The 19708-nt window shown below is 58.0% G+C and carries 17 protein-coding genes; 12 read left to right on the top strand and 5 right to left on the bottom strand.

The window, feature by feature from the left end; all coding sequences use genetic code 11:
• Window positions 1–101: 101 nt before the first annotated feature.
• From P2081_RS07000 to P2081_RS06970, 7 genes are all read left to right on the top strand, one after another.
• Window positions 102–1730 carry a GMC family oxidoreductase gene (locus P2081_RS07000; protein WP_278922158.1) on the top strand — a complete coding sequence of 543 codons (1629 nt, stop codon included), beginning with the start codon at window positions 102–104 and terminating at the stop codon, window positions 1728–1730.
• Window positions 1731–1743: 13 nt separating this feature from the next.
• A complete protein-coding gene (locus P2081_RS06995; RefSeq protein WP_278922157.1) occupies window positions 1744–3363 on the top strand; it encodes a long-chain-fatty-acid--CoA ligase in 1620 nt (539 codons plus the stop codon).
• 162 nt (window positions 3364–3525) lie between these two features.
• On the top strand, window positions 3526–4359 hold the full coding sequence (locus tag P2081_RS06990) for a flagellar motor protein MotB (protein WP_278922156.1): 834 nt from the start codon (window positions 3526–3528) through the stop codon (window positions 4357–4359).
• Window positions 4360–4488: 129 nt separating this feature from the next.
• Window positions 4489–5790, top strand: coding sequence for a flagellar hook protein FlgE (locus P2081_RS06985; RefSeq protein ID WP_278922155.1), 1302 nt, complete (start codon window positions 4489–4491; stop codon window positions 5788–5790).
• 44 nt (window positions 5791–5834) lie between these two features.
• Window positions 5835–7280 (top strand): flagellar hook-associated protein FlgK, encoded by a 1446-nt coding sequence (flgK, locus tag P2081_RS06980; RefSeq protein ID WP_278922154.1) that lies wholly within the window; start codon window positions 5835–5837, stop codon window positions 7278–7280.
• Between the two features lie 3 nt (window positions 7281–7283).
• Window positions 7284–8288: a flagellin gene (locus P2081_RS06975; RefSeq protein WP_278922153.1), complete on the top strand. Its 1005-nt coding sequence runs from the start codon at window positions 7284–7286 to the stop codon at window positions 8286–8288.
• The gene (locus tag P2081_RS06970) at window positions 8288–9391 is read left to right on the top strand and encodes a flagellar basal body P-ring protein FlgI (protein WP_278922152.1); all 1104 of its coding nucleotides are present in this window, start codon (window positions 8288–8290) and stop codon (window positions 9389–9391) included. The genes P2081_RS06975 and P2081_RS06970 overlap by 1 nt, the downstream gene beginning before the upstream one ends.
• Before the next feature lie 143 nt (window positions 9392–9534).
• On the opposite strand, the gene P2081_RS06965 is transcribed toward P2081_RS06970, so the two are convergent.
• The 5 genes from P2081_RS06965 to fliF all read right to left on the bottom strand — a co-directional run bounded on the left by P2081_RS06965 (window position 9535) and on the right by fliF (window position 14256).
• Window positions 9535–10746: a GTP-binding protein gene (locus P2081_RS06965; RefSeq protein WP_278922151.1), complete on the bottom strand. Its 1212-nt coding sequence runs from the start codon at window positions 10744–10746 to the stop codon at window positions 9535–9537.
• 223 nt (window positions 10747–10969) lie between these two features.
• Complete coding sequence (fliP, locus tag P2081_RS06960) at window positions 10970–11716, bottom strand: flagellar type III secretion system pore protein FliP (RefSeq protein ID WP_278922150.1); 747 nt, start codon at window positions 11714–11716, stop codon at window positions 10970–10972.
• Complete coding sequence (locus P2081_RS06955; RefSeq protein ID WP_278922149.1) at window positions 11713–12009, bottom strand: FliM/FliN family flagellar motor switch protein; 297 nt, start codon at window positions 12007–12009, stop codon at window positions 11713–11715. Before P2081_RS06955 ends, fliP begins: the two co-directional genes overlap by 4 nt.
• Window positions 12002–12601 carry an ABC transporter ATP-binding protein gene (locus tag P2081_RS06950; protein WP_278922148.1) on the bottom strand — a complete coding sequence of 200 codons (600 nt, stop codon included), beginning with the start codon at window positions 12599–12601 and terminating at the stop codon, window positions 12002–12004. The genes P2081_RS06955 and P2081_RS06950 overlap by 8 nt, the downstream gene beginning before the upstream one ends.
• Entirely contained in the window at window positions 12601–14256 is a 1656-nt protein-coding gene (gene fliF, locus P2081_RS06945) for a flagellar basal-body MS-ring/collar protein FliF (RefSeq protein ID WP_278922147.1), read from the bottom strand. Before fliF ends, P2081_RS06950 begins: the two co-directional genes overlap by 1 nt.
• 119 nt (window positions 14257–14375) lie before the next feature.
• Between fliF and P2081_RS06940 the strand changes: the two genes are divergently transcribed.
• From P2081_RS06940 to P2081_RS06920, 5 genes are all read left to right on the top strand, one after another.
• Window positions 14376–14900, top strand: coding sequence for a flagellar basal body-associated FliL family protein (locus P2081_RS06940; protein ID WP_278922146.1), 525 nt, complete (start codon window positions 14376–14378; stop codon window positions 14898–14900).
• 10 nt (window positions 14901–14910) lie between these two features.
• Window positions 14911–15387 carry a hypothetical protein gene (locus P2081_RS06935; RefSeq protein WP_278922145.1) on the top strand — a complete coding sequence of 159 codons (477 nt, stop codon included), beginning with the start codon at window positions 14911–14913 and terminating at the stop codon, window positions 15385–15387.
• Window positions 15384–16007 (top strand): MotE family protein, encoded by a 624-nt coding sequence (locus P2081_RS06930; protein ID WP_278922144.1) that lies wholly within the window; start codon window positions 15384–15386, stop codon window positions 16005–16007. Before P2081_RS06935 ends, P2081_RS06930 begins: the two co-directional genes overlap by 4 nt.
• 76 nt (window positions 16008–16083) lie before the next feature.
• Window positions 16084–16953, top strand: a complete 870-nt coding sequence (motA, locus tag P2081_RS06925) for a flagellar motor stator protein MotA (protein WP_278922143.1) — start codon at window positions 16084–16086, stop codon at window positions 16951–16953.
• Window positions 16950–19514, top strand: a complete 2565-nt coding sequence (locus P2081_RS06920) for a hypothetical protein (RefSeq protein WP_278922142.1) — start codon at window positions 16950–16952, stop codon at window positions 19512–19514. Before motA ends, P2081_RS06920 begins: the two co-directional genes overlap by 4 nt.
• Window positions 19515–19708 lie beyond the last annotated feature (194 nt).

The following is a 19708-nucleotide window of genomic DNA, read 5'->3' as shown; positions in this document are numbered from 1 at the left end:
GTCTGGCGGTCTTCCCTCTGTGTGACGCGGTGTAAACCTGTACAGTTTCGGGCCTGCGGGCTTGTGTTGTGTAGACCAGCTAGCCAGAGGGAGGACAGGCCATGCAATTTGACTATGTCATCGTCGGAGGCGGATCCGCGGGATCGACCCTGGCGGCACGATTGAGCGAAGATACTGATATATCGGTTTGCCTGATCGAGGCCGGCGGCAAGGGCGATGGCCTTCTGGTGCGCGCTCCGGCAGCGGTGGTGGCGATGTTGCCGGGCAAGCCCAAAATCAACAACTGGGCCTTTGAAACCGTACCGCAACCGGGGCTGAACGGGCGCAGGGGCTATCAGCCGCGCGGCAAGGCCCTGGGCGGATCCAGCGCCATCAATGCCATGCTCTATGTGCGCGGCCACGCCAAGGACTATGACGAATGGGCCGATCTGGGCTGCCAGGGCTGGAACTGGAATGCGGTGCTGCCCTATTTCAAGCGCTCTGAAAACAATGCCCGTGGTGGCGATGCCATGCATGGCGAAGCGGGGCCGCTACAGGTCAGTGACCAGCGCTCTCCGCGGCCGATCACCCGCGCTTTTATTGCGGCGGGGCAGGCACGGCAAATCCGCGAGGTGGCGGATTTCAACACCGGCGACAATACCGGTATCGGCGAATATCAGGTCACCCAGTTTCACAGCGCGGATAAGGCGGGAGAGCGCTGCTCGGCGGCGGCGGCCTATCTGCACCCGGTGATGGATCGCAGCAATCTAACGGTGCTGACCAAGGCGCAGGCGACCAAGGTTCTGTTTGACGGCAAGCGCGCCACTGGCGTGGCCTACCGGCAGGGCGGGCAGGATAAACAGGTCACAGCGCGGCGCGAGGTTGTGCTGTGTGGTGGCGCGTTCAACTCGCCGCAGCTGTTGCAATTGTCGGGCGTGGGACGGCCAGAAGACATCGAACCGCATGGCATCAAACTGCTGCACGCGCTGCCCGGCGTCGGACAAAACCTGCAGGACCATCTTGATTTCACCCTGGCCTACAGATCCAAGGATCGCGACAATTTTGGCATCTCGCTTCCCGGTAGCCTGTCGCTGCTGAAACATATTGCCAACTGGCGCAAGACCGGGCGCGGGATGATTGCCACTCCCTTTGCCGAAGGCGCGGCCTTTCTGAAGACCAAAGCAGATCTGGAGCGGCCCGATATCCAGCTGCATTTTGTCATCTCAATTGTCGATGATCATGCGCGAAAACTTCATATGGGGCATGGCTTTAGCTGTCATGTCTGTGTGCTGCGGCCAAAATCACGCGGCGCGGTTGGGCTGACTTCGGGTGATCCGCTGGCACCGCCACGGATTGATCCGCAGTTCCTGTCGGATCCTGATGATCTGGCAACCCTGATCAAGGGGGTTCAGATGACCCGCGAGATCATGCAGACCCCGCCGCTGGCCGGTTACATCCACAAAGAGCTTTTTATCAAAGAAGAGCCGGATGACGCAGCGTTGGAGCAGCATATCCGGGCGCGCTCGGATACTATTTACCATCCGGTGGGGACCTGCAAAATGGGCCAGGACGACATGGCCGTGGTGGATCCGGAATTGAAGGTGCGCGGCATGGAGGGGCTGCGCGTGGTGGATGCTTCGGTCATGCCTCGGCTGATTGGCGGCAATACCAACGCGCCCACTATCATGATTGCGGAAAAGGCTGCGGATTTGATCCGTGGCAGCGCAGCACTGGCTGCAGGGAATATTTGAGGAGACAGGCGAGATGCTTGGCAAGATGATGCACAAACCGCTGACGATCAGTTCTTTGATTGAACATGCGGGCCGTTACCACAGCGATACCACGGTGACCTCGGTCGAGACCACGGGCGAGGTGGTGCATTCCAGCTGGAGAGAAGTGGAAAGCAATGCCCGCAAACTGGCGGCGGCGCTGGCGCGTCTGGGTGTGGCGCAGGGCGAACGTTGTGGCACCATTGCCTGGAACAACCGCCGCCATCTGGAAATCTATTTTGGCGTCTCCGGGGCAGGCATGATCTGCCACACGATCAACCCACGGCTCAAGCCAGAGCAGCTGATCTATATCATCAATCACGCGGATGATCAGGTCCTGTTCATTGATGCGACCTTTGTCGCGGCTGTTGGCCAGCTGAAAGAACATCTGACAACGCTGAAACATATCGTCCTGATGGGGCCGCGCGATGAAGCCGCTGCAAAGACCGTGCCGGGTATCCTGTTCTATGACGAACTGATTGCTGCTGAAGGGGATGATTACAGCTGGCCAGATCTGGATGAAAACATGCCGTCGAGCCTGTGCTATACATCTGGCACCACGGGCAATCCCAAGGGGGTGCAATATACCCACCGTACCACGGTGCTGCACTCGCTTGGGGGCAACCAACCCGATGGGCTGGCGATTTCCGCGCGCGATACCGTCATGGCGGTGGTGCCGATGTTCCACGTCAATGCCTGGGGCGTGCCCTATATCGCGGCAGCTGTTGGTGCCAAGCTGGTGCTGCCGGGGCAAAATCTGGATGGCGAAAGCCTGGTGCGGCTGATTGATGGCGAAAAGGTCACCCTGGCGCTGGGCGTGCCAACCATCTGGATGGGGCTTTTGCAGGCCTTGGAAAAAACCGGCAGCAAGGCCGAGAGCCTGACCCGGACCGTTGTTGGCGGATCAGCACTGCCAACCGTGATGATTCCGGCCTTCCGCGACAAATACGGGGTAGAGCTGATCCACGCCTGGGGCATGACCGAAACCAGCCCCTTGGGAACGCTGAATCACCTGCTGCAAAAACATCAGGATCTGTCCGAGACCGAAAAGGCCGCGATCCGCGAAGGTCAGGGCCGTCCGCCCTATGGGGTCGAACTGCGCCTTGTCGATGAGGCGGGCAACCTGCTGCCCACCGATGGGAAAACCCAGGGCGAGCTGCAGATTCGCGGCCATTGGATCGTCGACACCTACTTTGGCCAGGACAGCAGCGCCCTGACAATGGATGGCTGGTTTGACACCGGCGATGTCGCCACCATCGATTCGGATGGCTATATGATCATCCGCGACCGCTCTAAGGATATCATCAAATCCGGCGGCGAATGGATCTCGACCGTGGAACTGGAAGATATCGCCATGTCGCATCCCAAGGTGGTACAGGCCGCCGCAATTGCGGCCCAGCACCCCAAATGGGATGAACGTCCGGTGTTGGTGGCCATAAAGGCGGACGAGAGTCTGACCGAAGCCGAGCTGCTGGCCTATTACGAGGGTCGCGTCGCCAGCTGGCAAATCCCGGATCGGGTGGTCTTTGTCGGGGAGCTGCCGTTGGGCGGCACTGGCAAGGTGCTGAAAAACAAGCTGCGTGAAACCTATGGCACCCTGCTGCTTGACAGCTAAACGATCAGATTCGGTGCCTCTGCCTGTCAGGTAGGGGTGCCGGTCTCCTGGGGCTGCAACCTTCCATTGATAAAGCTTAACTGCCGGCAAGTTTAATTGTTAGGGACCAGTTAACGCTCCTGCTGCTATCCCAGTGATGGGTGAAAATTAGTGGTGGTGGATATGAGCGCAAAAGATGGAATGGCGCCTATTATCATCAAGAGGAAAAAAGTCAGCGGTGGCGGTGGCCACCATGGGGGCGCCTGGAAGGTGGCCTATGCCGACTTTGTGACAGCCATGATGGCGTTCTTCTTGTTGATGTGGCTATTGAACGCAACAACTGAAAAGCAACGCAAAGGGCTGGCGGATTACTTTTCGCCCTCTATCCCGCTAAGCCGAATTTCGGGTGGCGGCAATGGGGCCTTCCAGGGTGACAGTATGTTCACCGAAGACATCCAACCGCAGTCCGGCACAGGCGCGACAGACATCAATCCGATGGATGCGCAAAAGGCGCAGGGCGAAACCGGCGTCAATGATGCCGAAAAGGCCGAGGAAGACAGCAGGTTCCGCGCCATCGAAGAGCAGCTTCAGGGTCGCGGCGGCGAGAGCATGGTCTCGGTCGAGATGTCGCGCCACATTATCACGCAGGTCACCGATGAAGGCCTGATCATCGAGCTGTTTGAAACCGAAGACGTCCCACTTTTTGTTGGCGATGGGGCGGAACCGACGCCGCTGTTCAGGGATCTGGTGCGCATGGTCGCGCGGATCAGCGGCAGCGTGACCAATAATATCGCGATCAGTGGTCATGTGCAGTCGCATCCGGTTGTCCTGGCACAGAATCCGGTTTGGGAAATGTCCTATGCCCGCGCCAATGCCACCCGTGCGCTGCTTGATTCGGGGGGGCTGAAATCCAGCCGAATCCACCGCGTTACCGGCCATGCAGATCGTACGCTGGCGGTTAGAAATCCGATGTCGGTGCGCAATAACCGGGTGGAAATCATCCTTTTGCGCGACTGATACCCCAATAAACACTACCCTAGGGCGGCGGCGGATAAATTGCATTTTATCTGTTAGCCGCCCGTTAAGTGCTGATGCGCTAGCTGTTGCTGCAAGAACGATCGACTTATTGCAGCAGAAAGGCGCAACATGACCATTTCTTCCGCCCTGAACGCCGGTGTATCCGGCTTGAGCGCAAACGCGAGCTCCTTGGCCGCAATTTCGGACAATATCGCAAACTCTTCTACCAGTGGCTACAAACGGGTGCAGACCGATTTCCAATCCATGGTGATTGGTACCTCCGGTGGGCGCTATACTGCGGGTGGTGTTTCTTCCAGCAATATGCGTCTGATTGACCAGCGTGGCCCTCTGGTGGGGACCAATAACGCAACCGACCTGGCGGTCAGTGGTCGCGGCATGTTGCCAGTTGCCTCTTTGACAGAGGTGCAGGGCAACAACGGTTCGCCTACCATGATGATGACCACAACCGGGTCGTTCCGCACCAATGAGGAAGGCTACCTGACGACCAATTCAGGTCTGGTTCTTCTGGGTTGGCCGGCCAACCCCGATGGCACCGTCTCTGATGGACCGCGTGATACGGCCGAAGGCCTTGAGCCGGTGCAGTACAACATGAACCAACTGACAGGTGAGCCGACGACAGCCGTTGGCCTTGGCGTCAACCTGCCGGCAACCGACACCGAAGCTGGCAGCGCCGGGACCGTGCGGAACATGACGGTTGAATATTATGACAACCTTGGCAGCTCGCAGACCCTGGGGATTACCTATACCCCAACCGTGCCTGCCACGGGGTCGTCGAATGAATGGACCATGTCGATCACCGATAGTGCCTCTGGTGGTGCGGTGATCGGGGAATATACCGTGACTTTCAATGATAGCCGGACCGCAGGCGGTTCGCTTGCTTCGGTGACAGCGATCTCTGGCGGGGCCTATGACCCGGCCACGGGCAGCTTCGTGGTCAGCGTCGATGGCGGCCCGGTGGAAATCTCGGTTGGTATGATCGGTGAAAGCGAAGGTCTGACCCAGTTGTCCGATACTTTTGCCCCGGCGACAGTGACTAAGGACGGCTCTGAAGTGGGCACCATGGTTGGCGTCGAGGTCGATCCGCAGGGCTATGTACGCGCCAACTACGATTCCGGTGCCAGCCGCGTGATCTACAAGATTCCGCTGGTGGATGTGCCCAACCTGAACGGGCTGAAGTCGATGGACAACCAGACCTATCTGCCCTCGTCGGATAGCGGATCCTACTTCCTGTGGGATGCGGGGGATGGTCCAACCGGCGATATCGCATCCAATGCACGTGAAGAATCGGCAACCGATGTGGCCACCGAACTGACGGATATGATCAAGACGCAGCGGGCCTATTCGTCCAACGCCAAAGTGATCCAGACCGTCGATGAGATGCTTCAGGAAACCACCAACATCAAGCGGTAAACATCGCTGATATCTTGATCTCGACTTAGAAAGAGTGGCCGGAAATGTCTATCACAAGTGCGCTTAACTCCGCGATGACCGGGCTGACAGCCAATGCGCGGTTGTCCCAAGTGACCTCAGAGAACCTGGCAAATGCGCTGACGCCCGGCTACTCTTCTCAAAGACTGAACCTCTCCTCTGGGCAGTACGCACCAGGGGTGAGGATTGGCGATGTTCAGCGCAATATCGACCCCGCATTGCAATCCTCGACCCGCAAGGCCGAGGCTGAATTTGGCAGATCAGAGGTCTTTGCCAATTTTTATGCACGCATGTCAGACTATGTTGGCATCGTTGATGACGGCACCTCGATCGCCGCACAAATGTCGAATTTTGACGCCGCTCTGGTACAGGCAACGTCGCGACCAGATTCGGTGGAACGCCTGCATGACCTGTCGGTAAAGGCGGATCTGGTGATCCAGTCGATTACCACTGCCGCGCAGGGGTTGAACAAACAACGGGTTGCTGCCGAGACAGCCATTGATGTGCAGGTCGACAATCTCAACAATCAGTTGAAAGAGCTTGAAAAGCTGAACGCCCGCATTGTGGTCTCGCAGGCGGCGGGCGCGACAACCTCGGCCATGGAAGATCAGCGTGATCTGTTGATTGACAAGGTGAACCAGGCGATTCCCGTCAATGTGGTACAGCGGGGGCAGGGGCGGGTTGCGCTCTATTCTGTTGGCGGTGTTGCCCTGCTGGATGGCAAGGCAGCCGAGCTGAGCTTTGACGCCAAACGCAATATCGAACCGCATATGACCCAGGATAACGGGTTGCTGTCAGGGCTGGAAGTCAATGGCCGGGCGATGGATACCTCTGCCAGCGGAGAGCTGCGTGGCGGCACCTTGATTGCGCAGTTTGAAATTCGCGATACCGCCGCCGTTGAGGCCCAGAATGATCTGGACGCGGTGGCACGCGATTTGATCGAACGGTTTCAGGATCCGGCGCTGGATGCCACAATCGGCGTGACTGATGCGGGGATTTTCACGGATGGTGGTGGCGCCTTTGATGCCGCCGATACGGTTGGTATCTCGGCGCGGCTTGAATTGAATGATCTGGTGGCGATGGATGGCCAGGCAGAAACCTGGCGCTTCCGGGATGGCCTTTATGCGGCAACGCAGGGCGATCCGGGTGATGCCAGCCAGTTGATCGGATATTCTGATGCCCTGGCCGAAAACCGCACCATTTCTACCACCAAGCTGGGCAATATCTCGGCAGATATGAACACGCTTACCGCCTCTCTTATGTCGCGGTTTGCCCGTGATACCGACAGCGCCAACAACATCATGAGCTATGCCGCGACCAGCTATACCGAGATGGCCAAGGCCGAACTGGCCCTTGGGGTGGATTCGGATGCCGAACTGCAAAATATGATGCTTATCGAAAACGCCTATGCGGCGAACGCCAAGATGCTCTCGGCGATCGATGAGATGATGCAATCTCTTTTGAGGATCTAATTCATGATCTATAAATCTTATGGCGACCTGACCACACATAGCTTTCTGCGCAATCGTAACGCAGAGCTGAAGCTGGATCTTGCAACCCTGTCACGCGAGGTTTCGACGGGTAAGAAATCCAACCTGACCGCAGAGCTGGGTGGCGATTTTTCTTACTTGGCAGATATTGAAAACAACCTGAACCGGATCACCAGTCAGATGGTTGCGACGGGTGAAACCAAGCTGTTTGCGCTAAGCATCCAGGACAACCTGTCGCGGGTTCAGGAAAGCACTCAGAAAATGCGTGATGATGTCTTTTCGGTCTCGGCCACCATGACGGGTACCGATGCGGCCCGTTTTGCCCTGGAGGCAGAGCGGCAGTTGGACGTTGCGATCAGTTCCTTTAACGGCTGGGCTGGTGGGCGCAGCCTGTTTGCCGGGACAGCAACCGGGACCACGCCGCTCAACAGCAAAGATACATTGATGACGGAACTGGTGGGCGAAGTCGCCGGCCTGACCGATGCGGACGACATCATCCAGGCGGTGAAGGATTGGTTTGCTGATCCAGCCGGGTTTGACGCCGCCATGTACAATGGATCTACCACCTCTCTCTCTCCGGTAGAGGTGGGCGACGGAGAAAAGATCTCGCTTGACTTGCGCGCCGATGATCCTGATCTGAAAAGCGCCCTGCAGAGCTTTGCCATCATTGCCCTGTTGGATGAACCGGCGCTTGGCCTGTCTACCGGAACCCAAAAAGATCTGGCACGCAAAGGCGGGGCCGAGCTGTCCGACAGTACGGATCGCCTGATCAACGTGCAGGCTGATATTGGTTTCATGGAAGCGCAGCTAGAGCGGGTAAGTACCCGAAATCAAGCCAGCAAAACCGCGCTGAGCCTGGCCTTCAACGAGATCGTCCTGGTGGATCAATATGAGACCTCTGCCAAGTTGAAGTCGACAGAAACGCAGCTGGAAGTTCTTTATACTGTGACCGCGCGCAGTGCCCAGCTCAGCCTTGTGAAGCACATGTAATGATGAAATTCCTTCGCCTTTTGATCGCCTGCCTGCTGTTGCCGACCCTGGCCCAGGCCAATGCAATCCGCCTGAAGGACCTTGTCGAATTTGACGGGGTACGCGGCAATGACCTGGTGGGCTATGGCCTGGTGGTCGGTCTGAACGGCACTGGGGACGGGTTGCGGAATTCGCCCTTCACCGAGGAAATCATGACCAATATCCTGGAACGTCTTGGGGTCAATGTGACCGGCGAGCAGTTCCGGCCGAAGAATGTGGCGGCGGTCTTTGTCACCGCAACCCTGCCGCCGTTTGCGCGGGTGGGCGGTACCGTGGATGTTACGGTTTCCGCTATCGGCGATTCCAAGAGCCTGCTGGGCGGTACCCTGATCATGACGCCGCTGAATGCTGCGGACGGGCAGATCTATGCGGTGGCTCAGGGCAATATCCTGGCCGGCGGTGCCGTAGCCGAAGGTGATGGCGCGACCGTGACCCAGGGTGTGCCGACCTCGGGTGGTATTCCATCGGGTGCGCGGGTTGAACGCGAGATCGGCTTTGATCTGTCTTCGCTGTCCACCATGCGCCTGGCCCTGCGGGAACCCGACTTCACGACTGCCGAGCGGATCGAGAGGGTGGTGAACGATGAATTCGGGCGCGGCGTTGCCCTGATGCGCGATTCTGGCACGGTCGAAATTGACATCAAACGTACAAATGCGCGCTCTACTGCTCACGCGCTGGGTCGGCTGGAGAACCTGCTGGTGGAACCCCAGCGCAAGGCGCGCGTGGTGGTGGATCAACGCTCCGGTACCATTGTGATGGGTAGTGACGTGCGGATCTCGCGGGTGGCCGTGGCCCAGGGCAATCTGACCCTGCGGATCGAAGAAGCCCCCCTCGTGTCGCAGCCCAGCCCCTTCTCTGATGGCGAAACCGTTGTGGTACCGCGAACCAATGCTGCCATTGATGAAGAAGACGGCATCCAGCTGGCCGAGGTGCGCGAAACCACCTCGCTGTCGGAAGTGGTGGCTGGCCTCAATGCGCTGGGTGTCTCACCCCGTGACATGATTGATATCCTCAAGAGCCTGAAGGCAGCAGGTGCTCTACATGCCGAGTTTGTCGTGCGCTAAGCCTCTGTCGATTGCCTGTGTTACAGATCCCCCCAAACCGTTGCCGACGGTTTGGGGGGATTCGTTTCTGCGGGCTAAGGTGTCACTTTTCCCCGTTCAGGACAGACACGCGCGACCCAAACAACAAGACCGGATCGGTTGCGTCAGCGTTGTCCCCACTGCGGAAAGGGGTCTGCCATATCGGCCCAGGCGTCGGGCTGGTAATCATCCACATCAAGCAAGGCTTCATTCAGTCGCGCGCAGATGGTTTCACGTTCAAGTCCGGCACCAATGAAGACCAGCTCCTGACGCCGGTCGCCCCAGGGTTCTACCCAGTTGCGGGCAATTTCGGCCTGCGCCTGTGGATGATCGGGCAAGCGGTCCTGCGGTACCGAGGCCCACCACCGGCCTAACGGAGCCACTGAAGACAGCGCTCCGGCCAGGCTGAATTCGGCGGCCCAGTCGGGCCGGGTTGCGATCCAGAAATGCCCCTTGGCACGGATCACCCCCGGCAGCGTGCCATTCAATACGGTATGTAGTTTGTGCGGATCAAAAGGCGCGCGGGCGTGATAGGCGAAGGATTCGATACCGTATTCTTCATCTTCGGGGGTGTGGTTGGCAAAGCCATAAAGCTCTTTTGCCCACATCGGGTGTTCATGGGCGGTGTCAAAATTGAACAGGCCCGTGTCGAGGATGGTATCGGTTGCCACCTCGGAATGATCCGTTTCGATGATTTTGGCATCGCCATTCAGGGCCCGGATGATCTTGCGCGCGTTTTGGGTACGGGCCGCGCCTGCATCTGTCACCTTGTTGAGGATCACAACATCGGCAAATTCGATTTGTTCGGTCAGCAGGCTCACCAGACTGCGGTTGTCTTCTTCGCCAAGCGATTCTCCACGATCATTGAGAAAGTCATGGCTGGAAAAATCCTGTAAGAGATTCACCGCATCGACCACGGTGACCATGGTGTCGAGCCGTGCCACGTCAGACAGGCTCTGGCCTTGGTCGTCGCGAAAATCAAAGGTCGCCGCCACGGGAAGCGGTTCTGAAATTCCGGTCGATTCGATCAACAGATAGTCAAAGCGGCCTTCTTGCGACAGTTTGCGCACCTCTTTGAGCAGGTCATCACGCAGGGTGCAGCAGATACAGCCGTTGGACATTTCCACCAGCGTTTCCTCGGAACGCGAGAGTTCGGTGCCTTCTCGTATCAGGTCGGCGTCGATGTTTACCTCGGACATGTCGTTGACGATGACGGCGACACGCCGCCCGTCACGGTTGTTCAAGACACGGTTGAGCAATGTCGTTTTGCCAGCCCCAAGAAAGCCGGACAGAACGGTCACGGGGAGGCGGGTATCAGATAGGGCAGTGTCACGCATGGGGTGGTTCCTTGGCTTTTCTAGGCGGCGAACGATGACTGAGTTGGATATATAATGTTATATCATAACGTTCAGCAAGATAATTCTGCCTAATCCCAATCAGCCATGGGCCAAGACGGGCAGAAGGGCATGTGGACATACGACAACAGCCCCGGTGCAGAACCGGGGCTGTGAAAGCAGAATGCCACAGGCACCCTGCGGGATTTATGTCTTATTTTAGCGGCTAGGGATAATAGCTGCGCACCAAGGCGGTTGCGATCAAGCTCCAGCCGTCGGCGACGACAAAGAAGGCCAGCTTGAACGGTAGAGAGACCACCGCAGGCGGCACCATCATCATCCCCATCGACATCAGAACTGCGGCGACAACCAGGTCGATGACCAGGAAGGGCAGAAAGACCAAGAAGCCGATCTGAAAGGCGCGCGAGATCTCTGACAGCAGAAAGCTGGGCACCAATACCGAAAGCGGTGCCTCGGGGGTTGGGTCGATTTCTTCCAAGCCAGGGCGCAGATCGGCAATGGCGTAAAAGGTATCGGGATCAAGCCGATTGGCCATAAAGCCGCGAAAAGGCTCCAGGCTGCGCATCATGCCGGTTTCCACGTCGATCTGTTCTTCGATCAGCGGGCTGATGCCGGTTTGCCAGGCCTCGGTAAACACCGGTTCCATCACAAAATAGGTGAGAAACAGCGCCAGGCTGATCATCATCATGTTGGGTGGGGCCTGCTGCAGGCCAATGCCCTGACGCAGAATCGACAACACGGTGACGAGAAAGGGAAAACAGGTGATCATGATCAACAGGCCGGGGGCCAGGCTGAGCACGGTAATCAGCAGGATCAGCTGGATCGAGCGGGCCGATATCGACTGCCCGTCGCCCATCGACAGGTTCAGCTCCTGTGCCAGTGCCGCCTGCGGCAGCATCAGCGCTGCGCAGGCGATCAGGACAGTAAAGGCTATGGTGGCTGTGCGTGTCATCCCAGGCCGTTTTGCAAATCGGCAATCTCGGTCAGGCGCACGGCCAGTTGACCGGCTTGATCGCCTTCCATTTCTTCAAGCTGACCACGGGCGACCAGGCGGTCCCCAACATAGAGATCAACGGGATCATCAACGCGCTTGTCCAGCGCCAGAATTGCATTTTCGCCCAGGTTAACCAATTCACGCACCAAGGGACGGGCTTTGCCAACCGAGACAACCACCTCGACGGGAACCGACACAAAGGGGTTGGAGGCGTCGGTGGCTTTCTTCTTGAGATCGTCGGCGTCATCCATAATTTCTGTCCTCTTTAACGTGATAGGTGAAGGCGTCGATTGAATCCTTGATGGATTCAACCAGCCCTGAACTGTCTATTTCGCGTTCTGTACTACCAACCCGCAGATAGGCCTGACCCGGCGCGAGCTGTTCGTCTTCCTGAACCTGCACCGGTGTTGAAAAAGAATCGGGCAATAGGGCGCGCACTGCGGCGCCTTCGCCCGGTGAGGCAAAGATGCTCATCGGTTGGTCCGTGTGGAATTTTGCCATATCAACCATCTGATCGACGATATGGTGACCAAAGGTCGCCGCCATGGTGTCGGGCAGGACTGCGCTGGTCAGAACCTTGAACATCGGGTCCAGCGATTCGATTAGCTGCGATTGCGCCTCTTTGAAGGTGAAGTTCAGATCCTCTAGCGAGCTTGCCAAAGTGGCGGAAATCTTGGTGTTTTCCTTGTCTTTCGCGGTCACGGCGTCGTCCCAGCCGGCGCTATAGCCTTTTTCAAAAGACACCAACCGTTCCTCTTCGATTACCTCTTCCGAGACATCTTGAACGACTGGGGGAACGATGACTGCGGTACCAAAATCTTCTAGCAGGTGAGTAATGCCCATTATGCGCGCTCCTCATTTTCTTCAAGCCAGCCCCGAAGGATCTGGACAGTTTCTTCTTGGCGTTCGCCGATCATGTCGCGCAGGCGATCAACTGGGTTTTCGCCACCGCCGCCAAGCGCGGGCAGGCCACCCATATCGCCGATGCCGCCGAACTGGCCGTTGCCATCCTGAATTTCACCATCCAGGGCTATGTTGGACCCAAGATCCGGGTTCATCATGAAATCGCCCATGCCGGGTGCTGTGCCCATAGCTGGCAGATCCGGCAGCCCACCCATGTCGGGTGCATCCGGGGCGCCAAGAGCGGGCAAACCTTCGTTTTTGCCGGCCAGAATCGGGCGTACCACAAAGAGACCAAGCACCAGGGTAACAAGGGCAAGCGCCGCGATCTGGATGATTCCCATGGCATCGAAGTAGATATTGTCCATGAAGGAGGAGGTCGCTTCGGTGCCCTGCGGCTCTATGCTGGGCAGGTCCATGGATTTCAGGGTGATGACGTCACCGCGCGATTCGTCAAACCCGATAGCAGAGGAGATCAGCTCGCGCATGGCGCTCAGTTCTTCCTCGGGGCGGGGTTCAAAGATCGTTTCACCAGCTTCGTTGGTGCCGGTAGTGCCATTTATCAGCACAGCTACTGTCAGCCGTTTGATGGCACCAGGGCCGCGGATGATTTCTTTCTCGGTCTCCGAGATCTCGTAGTTCACCCGCTCGCGTGTGGCGGTGGTGTTGTTCTTGGAGCCCTGGCCAGAAGCCGCATCCCCATCGGGAATATTGGAGGCTACGGTGACTTCACCGGACTGGTTGCTTGAGACATCGGCGCGTTCTTCGACATCTGTGCTGATCGCGACGCGGCTAGCGGGATCCACCAGCTTTTCGCGGATCGATTCTGTGTCGGTGACGGTGTCGACGCTGACTTCGACCACGGCATTGCCATGTCCGACGCGGGCTTCAATCAGGCGCAGCACCCGTTCTCGAATCGACTGCGAGCGGTCATCCGTCCCAGCGCCGGCAGCTGCGGCGGCTTCGGGAGAACCGATGAGCGACCCATTGGCGTCGATCACGGCGACGTTATCTACCGCAAGACCGGTGACAGCAGAAGCAACCAGAAAGCGAATCGCATTGGCCTGGGCCGGTGTGATTGGCGATCCCAAAGGCACCACAGATACGGAGGCTGTTGGATCTACGGTGCGTTGAAAGGGATTGGCGCCTGTATTGGCAATATGAACGCGGGCCTGGCTAATGTGGGGGCTGGCAACGATGGTTCGGGCCAGCTCTCCTTCTTTGGCGCGCCAGTAGGCCGCGTCAAACATCTGCGATGTGGTGCCAAACCCGGTAAGCGAATCGAGCAGCTCATAGCCACGGCCGCCATTTGCGGGCAGACCTTCACTGGCGAGCGTCATGCGCAGTTCATCCCGGCGATCGGACGGCACATATATAGAGCCGCCGCGTACTTCATATGGTGTGCCAGTCTGTTCCAAAGACCGCACAACATCCCCTGCCGAGCCACTTTCCAGCCCAGCATAGAGCAATCTCATGGTGGGCTTGCTTGCCACATGGGACATAGCAAACACGCTTGCAATGACTGCTGCTGTGGCGCCTGCCACAATCAACCGCTTGCGCGTATCCAAACCAGTCCAGACATTCTTGATCTGCTGCAATGTAACCTCCGTCGCACCGGCATTCTGTCCGGCGTGACCCCTTTTTGACCGAGGGGCCTTAACATTCGGTTAGTCCCTCAGGGGTTATGAAGGCTTTGCACGACGTTTTAGGAAAAGCCATGACAGACGCTGTAGTGAATGCGGAAGAAGACGCAACAAAGCCCAAAAGCAAACTGCCCCTCATCATTGGGGTCGTCCTTGCAATTGCAGGTGGCGGTGGCGGTTTTTTTGCGGTCTCGTCAGGGCTTCTTCCTTTTGGTCGATCCGCGGAACACACTGAGGTTCCCGCGGCTGTAGCAGCGCCAGAAGGCGTAGATAGTGGTGAGTCGGCGGCAGATATTGCCCAGCTCGCCTTCATCGAGATGGAACCCATTGTGATTACGCTGCGCAAAGCAAGCGGCATTAAACACTTGCGGTTCAGCGCACAACTAGAGGTGGATAAGATCCACCAGGTCGAGGTCGAAAAAGTCCTCCCCCGTGTAGTCGATGTACTGAATAGCTATCTTCGCGCCTTGGAGCTTGAGGATCTGTCCGATCCGATGGCGCTGCCAAGACTGCGCGCACAGATGCTGCGGCGAATCAACATAGCCACCGGACAGGGGCGTGTGCGTGATTTGCTGATCATGGAATTCGTACTGAACTAGGAGTAACGGGATGGACCTTATTGCTGATATCCTGCTTGCAGCAGGGGCCCTTGGGGCTGGATTTTATTGTCTGGTGCTCTCGCGCCGACTCAAGCGGTTCAATGACCTGGAAAAAGGCGTCGGCGGTGCCGTTGCTGTTCTTTCCTCGCAAGTAGATGATTTGAATAAATCTTTCGCAACGGCCCGCAAGGTGACTGAGGGCTCTAGCCAGGCGCTGGATCAGTTGACCGGGCGCGCCGAACAGGTGGCGCAGCGGCTAGAGCTGATGATGGCCTCTATGCATGACATGCCCGAGGCGGCTGCCGCTGCCCCTCAGCGCACCCGCGAGATGGCTGTCGCAGAGGCGGAAGAGCGTGATGCCCTGGCCGTTGCCTATGAAACCAACCGGGCGGCTGAAGCTGCGCCAGAACCTGTGGCGGAAGAGACCGGCAAATCGGCAGGCGTGATGTTTGTGCGCCACAACCGTGACAAGAATCGGGTGGCATGATGAGCACAAAGAAAGCAAAGGCCAAGAAGCCGGGGCGCAGCCGCAGCAGTGCGCTGATGATGCTGTCCTTTCTGTTGATCGGCTCGGCGTTGGTTCGCCTGGGCATGGAAGCAGGCCCTGCGATCGCGCGGGAGGTTTCCAGCATGGATAAAGGTGGGGCCGAATCGCAGAATGATGGCGGTGCATTGCACCGCGACGGCATGCCGTCTTCGGCGGAATTGCAGGCGATGCTGGCAGCCTTTCAGGAACGCGAAGCCGTATTGGAAGCGCGAGAGGCAGAGATCGAAGATCGCCAGAAGGCCCTGGGAATCGCCGATGCCGCGATTGATCGCAAATTGGCAGCTCTGGAGCAGGCCGAGGAAGCGCTGCGCTCTACCCTGGCGCTGGCGGATGGCGCGACCGAGGCAGATGTCGGTCGACTGACCACCGTTTACGAACAGATGAAGCCCAAAGAATCGGCAGCCCTGTTTGAAGAGATGGATCCCAATTTCGCCGCCGGCTTCCTGGCCCGTATGCGACCCGAAGCAGCAGCTGGCATCATGGCCGGCCTGAGCCCGGAAGCTGCCTATACCATCAGTGTTGTGATGGCAGGCCGTCACAGCGGTGTTCCCAAGGAATAACTTGTCTCTAGCGCTCAGGCTTTCTTAATCAGACTCGCCTAGGCTTGGATAAAGCAATTAGATTTGGAGTGACCCTATGGTCGGAATTGTAGGTATCCTGATTATCTTTGTCATGGTGTTCGGCGGGTATCTGCTGGCGGGTGGCAAAATGGGGATTATTCTTAAATCGCTACCCTTTGAGTTGATGATGATTGGCGGTGCGGCAGTTGGGGCATTCCTGATCAGCAACGACATGAGCAGCGTCAAGCATACCCTAAAAGATCTGGGCAAGGTGTTCAAAGGGCCCAAATGGAAGTCGGATGACTACCGCGATCTGCTCTGCCTGTTGTTTTCGTTGATCCGTATTGCCCGTGCCAACCCGGTCGAGGTTGAACAGCACATCGAGGATCCGGAAAATTCATCCGTGTTCAACAAATACCCAAAAATCCTGGCCGATGGCGAGGCGGTGAACCTGATCTGCGATACCATGCGCTCCGCTTCGATGAACTACGACGATCCGCACCAGGTTGAAGAAGTGCTGGAAAAACGCATGGAGGCCAACCATCATCACGCGCTGCATTCCAGCCACGCATTGCAAACCATGGCAGATGGCCTGCCTGCTTTGGGGATTGTGGCTGCGGTTCTGGGCGTGATCAAGACGATGGCCGCGATCGACCAGCCGCCCGAGGTGCTGGGCAAGATGATTGGTGGCGCGCTTGTCGGGACATTCCTTGGGGTTTTTCTGGCCTACGGCCTGGTTGGTCCTTTTGCCGACAAGGTGAAAACCATCACCGAAGAGGACTCGCATTTTTACAAACTGATCCGCGAAGTTCTGGTTGCAAACCTGCATAACCACGCGGCTGCCATCTGTATCGAAGTTGGTCGCCAGAACACACCTTCGCATATCCGCCCCGGCTTCTCTGAACTGGAAGAGGCCCTTAGATCGGTGAAACAGGACGCAGCATGATTTGGCGCGCATTTGCGATAGCCGCCCTTGGCGTGGCGGCGGGCTCAGCCCAGGCACAGACCATTGTTACCCGTTCCGGGGAACATGATGGCTTCTCTCGTCTGGTCATGCGCCTGCCCGATGGTGCCACATGGTCCCTGGACCAGTCCGGGCGGTCGGCAAGCCTTAAACTGAATGCGCCTTCGGCCGTCTTTGATACGTCGCGGGTGTTTGATCTGATCCCGCGCAAGCGGCTGCAACAGATCAGCCAGAGCGGTGCGGGGCAACCGCTGAAGATGGCTTTGGGATGTGACTGTAAGATCCGATCGTACCTGCAAGGCAATGGGTATCTGGTTGTCGATATTGCTGACGGGGATGGCAATCCGGTGGGCAATCGGCAAGTGGCCAGAAACCTGGGCGCCGCCCCGGTGCCGTCGGTCTTTGGCACCCTCTCTCTTGGTGCGCCTGTGGATATGCCTTCACAACAGCCAATGAATTCTGCGCCAGCGACTTCGGGTTATCGTTTCAATCTGACACAGGGTGCGGTTGCCGATGCACGCATAGCCTTGAGCCAGAATTCAACCCTGCGCCCCGGTCTTGCCGGCGGTGCAACAGCGCAGCTGCGCGCGGCAGAAACAGAGACAGCACCAGCCAAAACCAGTGCAGAACTGGCCGCCGAATCTGCTCGTTTTGCCGAGCCTGCGCCGGTTGGATCGCGTGGGTCTGCGGTTCTGGCGGCTGGCCTGGATGCCGAACTGGGATTGAACCAGCCGCAGATTGCCGCACCAGAAGAACCTGCGCCAGAAGACAAGAACCGTGAATTGCCCGAGGTTAATCTATTGCTGAATATGGATGAAACCGCGCGGGCTGCCATCGTCAATGCATCCGAACACCGTCTGTTGCAACAGATTGGCCGGGCCGCGAACCAGGGCCTGCTGGATGTGGCTCAGGCCGCAACCGACGGCAACCGCCCGCTGGAAACGCTGGGCCGTTCAGATCGGCCGCTGAACCCGTTGGATAATGTTTCGGTGACCTCGGCGATTGACCGACAGACGGGGCTGTTTGCAACCCGTGATCCGGCGACGAAAGTGGATGACCATTGCATGCCAGATCGTCAGATCGCCGTGCATAGCTGGGGCAATGACAGTTCTTTTTCGGATCAGCTCGGCCCATTGCGGGGCGCCCTGGTGCGAGAGTTTGACGATATTAACCCGGCCAGCGTGCGGGCCTTGGCCAAGCTGTATCTCTATTTCGGCTTTGGGGCAGAGGCACGTTCTACGCTGGCAATGTTGCCACCCGAACGGGTCGATCCAGGGCATCAGGCTACACTTTTGGCGATGGCGGATCTGATGGACGGCCGGGATCTTGGTATCAACCATCCGTTTTCCGGCCAGCAGGGCTGCAACAGCGAAGCCGCGCTTTGGTCTGTTCTGGCGGATGGCAGCCTGCGCAAGACAGCCAATACCGATGCAATCCAGCAGGGGTTTGCCAGATTGCCGGTGCATCTGCGGGTGAACTTTGGCCCTCAGCTCAGCTCTTTGTTTGCCGAATCTGGAGAGCTTCACATTGCCGAGGCGATTCTTCGCTCGGTTGGTCGTACCGGTATGGACCATGTGCCCGAACTGAACCTGGCAGAGGCCGCGATTGCTGAGTTGGAAGGTGACACCGAGGTGGTCGCGGAAAAGCTGACCGACGAAGTGGCCGGACGGACCGAAAGCGCGCCAACGGCTTTGATCGACCTGATTACACTCAGCTATAAAGAGCGCAAGGCTTTGTCGCCGGATGTGCCAGAGTTGATCGCTTCCTACGAATTGGAAAGCCGGGAAACCGAACTGGGTGGGGCTTTGCGTCAGGCTGGCGTAATCGCGATGGCCTTGACCGGACAGTTCCCGCAGGCATTTGATGAACTGCAGAATGTGACCCACCGTGATGGGCCCGCCGCGCGGGTCGACGTGATCGAGCCATTGATGACGCTACTGACCGAACGGGCTGATGACGTGACCTTCCTGCAGTATGCCCTGGTCTTTGCCGGTCGGGCGACTGCCGCCGAAGCCGCGCCAGTGGCGGAAATCATGGCGCGCCGCCTGTTGGATCTCGGCTTTGCCGAGCAGGCGCAATCGCTGCTGCAAAAGCTGGCGCTTGAACCGGAAAACAAGGATCGCCGCTTGATGATGGCGGAAACCGCTTTGGCGCTGGGCAAACCACATAGCGCCCTGGTCGAGCTGATGGGGCTGGATGGCTCTGCTGCGAACCGGATGCGGGCCGAGGCCCTGTGGCGCAATGGTGAATATGCCCGCTCGGGTGAGTATATGCTGGCCGAAGAAGAAGTGAACGCTGCGGCGCGTGGGTTCTGGCATTCGGAAAATTCAGAAGGGCTTGAGACCCTGACCGCCGATGAGACTGCCCCCTTTGGTCAGGTCGCGACAGTAACGACCCAGATCTCCGAGACCAGCCAGGACCCGGAAGGCCTGTCGCCGCTGGCCCATGCCCGCGCGCTCGTCGATAGCAGTATCGGTACCCGCGATAATATTCTGGATCTGCTGAACCGGGTTGATGCTGCGAATAAACCGCCCGAGAGCTAGGCACTGGGAAAGCGAAGACCGTTAAAATCGTGAAAGGCCGTTCCGATGGGGCGGCCTTTCGTCATGGATGCTAACACTTTGTCAACGGTCTGAAACTAACTTGGATTTTAGAATAATCCCCGATTGGACAGGCAGAATGCCGTTAGCTTTACAAATCTCAGAACCGCTGAATGGCGGGGCAGGCGGGGCGTTTG

Source organism: Pseudophaeobacter profundi (assembly GCF_029697505.1).
Classification (GTDB): domain Bacteria; phylum Pseudomonadota; class Alphaproteobacteria; order Rhodobacterales; family Rhodobacteraceae; genus Pseudophaeobacter; species Pseudophaeobacter profundi.
Note: the sequence above shows the minus strand (reverse complement) of the source record. Positions and strands in the feature narration are given on the sequence as shown.